This window comes from Herbaspirillum sp. B65 (assembly GCF_000333555.1).
Taxonomy (GTDB): domain Bacteria; phylum Pseudomonadota; class Gammaproteobacteria; order Burkholderiales; family Burkholderiaceae_D; genus Herbaspirillum; species Herbaspirillum rubrisubalbicans.
The window spans coordinates 1-2,540 of sequence record NZ_BADI01000789.1 but is presented as its reverse complement, the minus strand read 5'-3'; the positions used below and the strand labels follow the sequence as shown (position 1 = coordinate 2,540).

The 2,540-nt window shown below is 61.9% G+C and carries 3 protein-coding genes; 1 reads left to right on the top strand and 2 read right to left on the bottom strand.

The window, feature by feature from the left end; genetic code table 11:
• Positions 1-351: 351 nt before the first annotated feature.
• Positions 352-1,113, bottom strand: coding sequence for a class I SAM-dependent methyltransferase (locus I5W_RS18895; RefSeq protein WP_044530392.1), 762 nt, complete (start codon positions 1,111-1,113; stop codon positions 352-354).
• A gap of 149 nt (positions 1,114-1,262) precedes the next feature.
• Here I5W_RS18895 and I5W_RS18890 point away from each other — a divergent pair, with 149 nt between their 5' ends.
• Complete coding sequence (locus I5W_RS18890) at positions 1,263-2,069, top strand: helix-turn-helix transcriptional regulator (RefSeq protein ID WP_044530391.1); 807 nt, start codon at positions 1,263-1,265, stop codon at positions 2,067-2,069.
• A 16-nt stretch (positions 2,070-2,085) separates the two neighbouring features.
• Here the strand turns inward: I5W_RS18890 and I5W_RS18885 are convergent.
• Positions 2,086-2,540: DMT family transporter (locus tag I5W_RS18885; protein ID WP_044530390.1), on the bottom strand; the 455-nt coding region annotated here is incomplete at its 5' end.

Below are 2,540 nucleotides of genomic sequence, written 5' to 3'. Positions count from 1 at the left end.
CAAATGCAGATTTTTCGCAAGAAAAATAAGGTGTTAGCGCATTTATTTAAACGGCTTTCTCACTCTTGCTCACGAAAAGTGCCCCACACTTTTTCGAGATTCTGCTGCAATTTTGTACGGGCGGTACTCGAAGTTTTTCGATTTTTATCGAGAAAACCGCTGGCCAACGACGCGACATGATACCAGTCTAGCTGTCAGCAATCGGTCACAATGGCGATAACAGAAGGCAATACTGGCCCCAGATATTCGCTTTACGACGCTCTGGAGTGAAGGGATAACGACGATGAGGGTGAAAACGTTGACACCCCGCAGGGTGTCATTGCCTCATGCAAGCAGCCGTGGGCCGGGACTTCAGGGCTTGCGCAGTTCCAGCATGGCCACATCGATGGAGAAGGAATCATCGGCCTCCAGCGCGAAATACTGCTTCACTTCTTGCGGCGCGGCCTGCCACAGTGCGCGGATGGCACTGACGTGATCCGGCGGGGTGCGCATCCGGGCCACCCAGGAGGCGAATTCCAGGCGCAGCTTCCAGGTCTTGTCGCTGGCAATGGTAAAACCGGCAGCTCGCACCAGCTTGCGCCAGGAGTTCAGGCTGACATTGCGCACATGTGAAGTATCGCGCAGCAATTCGATGGCCTGGACATAGGTATCGGCCAGCACGTCGGCGGGGGCGGCGGTGTCGATGACGATGAAGCGGCCACCCGGCTTGAGCACGCGAAATACTTCACTCAGGGCTTGCGGCAAGTGACGCCAATGGTGGGCCGAAAAACGCGTGCAGACCAGCTCGAAGCTGGCATCAGGAAATTCCAGCCTATCGGCACTGCCCTGGCGCACGGCCAGGTTGTCCAGGCCGCGTTCTTGGGCGGCGCGCGAGACCACCTCCAGCATCTCGGCCGAGAGGTCATAGGCAATCACCTTCTCCACCACCGGGGCGACGGCGAAACTGGCATGTCCACCGCCGCAACCCAGGTCCAGTACGCGCGCGCCCGGCACGGTGGCGGCGATCTGCGCCAGTTCCTGCAGATCGGCGCCCTGGGCGTGGACGGCGCTGGTGAGATAGGCGGCGGCAGTGCTGCCGAATTGATCGCTGACGACTTGCTGGTGGCTGCGCATGGCGGGGCTCCTGTGGATGAGATGAAATGGGATGCGATATGAAGAAAAAGGCTGTTTGCCGTGGATGAACCGCCAGTCTAGCGTTTCCATATCCTGTTACAAGTGAAGCATTTATACTAGTACCCCCACCACCACCCTAGCCTGTCCGCATGGAACCCGACCTCGCCCGCCGCGCCCTTGGTGACTTCCTCAAATCCCAGCGCGAACAGACCGCGCCAGCCCAGGCCGGCCTGCCGCACCTGGCGCATGGCCGCCGTCGCACGCCGGGATTGCGGCGCGAGGAAGTGGCGCAGTTATGCGGCATCAGCGTGACTTGGTACACCTGGATCGAGCAGGGCCGCACCGATTCGGTCTCGCCGCAGGCGCTGGCGCGCATCGCCGATGCGCTGCACCTGCCGCGCGCCAAGCGGGCCTATCTGTTCGAACTGGCGGGCAAGAAGGATCCGGTGCTGCCGGAGCAGCAGGCGGCGACCATGATCGCGCCCGAAATCCTGGAGGTGGTCGGCAACTTCCGGGCGCCAGCCTATCTGCTGGATCGCTATTGGAATGCAGTGACCTGGAATGCGGCCGCGCGCAAGCTGTTCATGGGATGGCTGGATGGCAAGGCCGGCCAACCCAACCTGCTGCGTTTCATGTTTGGCAGTGCTGCGGCGCAATCCCTGACGGTCGATTGGGAACAACGCGCGCGCCGGCTGGTGGCAGAGTTTCGCGCCGATAGCGCCAGCCTGCTGGATGACCCGGAATTGCAGGCGCTGGTGCAGGAGCTGTCGGCGGCCAGCCCCTTCTTCCAGCGCGCCTGGCATCTACAGGATGTGGTGGAGCGCGAAGGTGGCGAACGCCGTTTCCGGCATCCGCTGGCGGGGGAATTGCTGTACCGGCAGGTCAATTTCCGGGTCGCCAATCGCCCGGACCTGAAGCTGGTGACCTTGATGCCGGGCTCGCTCGCCCCGGCCTGAAGCGGTTTGCCGCCGCTTACTTGCGCACTACGAAGGCCACGCCGATCACGCCCAGCAACATGCCCAGCGCGCCAATGAGGCTGAAGGCTTCACCGAAGATCAACCAGGCCATCACGGCGGTGGTGGGCGGCGTGAGGTAGAGCAGACTGGTGACGCTGGTGGCGGCGCTCCTGCGGATCAGGGCAAAGAGCAGGAAGATGGCGCCGATGGATAGCGCCAGCACCGACCATAACAGCGCGCCGATGAATTGCGGGGTCCAGTGCACGTTGCTGACATGCCAGTCCAGGCCTTCCAGCGCCACCGCGAAGGGCAGCACCACCACGATGGAAGCCATGAACTGGATCACGGTGCCGGTGCGCAGATCGAAGTGGGCGCAATAGCGCTTCTGGTACAAGGTACCGGCGGTGATACACAGCAAGGCGAACACGCACAGCGCAATACTGGCGGTGGACAGGCCGATCAGGGAAATCT

Coding starts and splice junctions, on each gene's coding strand:
- I5W_RS18890 (WP_044530391.1), top strand. CDS start 1,263: ATGGAACCCGACCTCGCCCGCCGCGCCCTTGGTGACTTCCTCAAATCC.
- I5W_RS18895 (WP_044530392.1), bottom strand. CDS start 1,113: ATGCGCAGCCACCAGCAAGTCGTCAGCGATCAATTCGGCAGCACTGCC.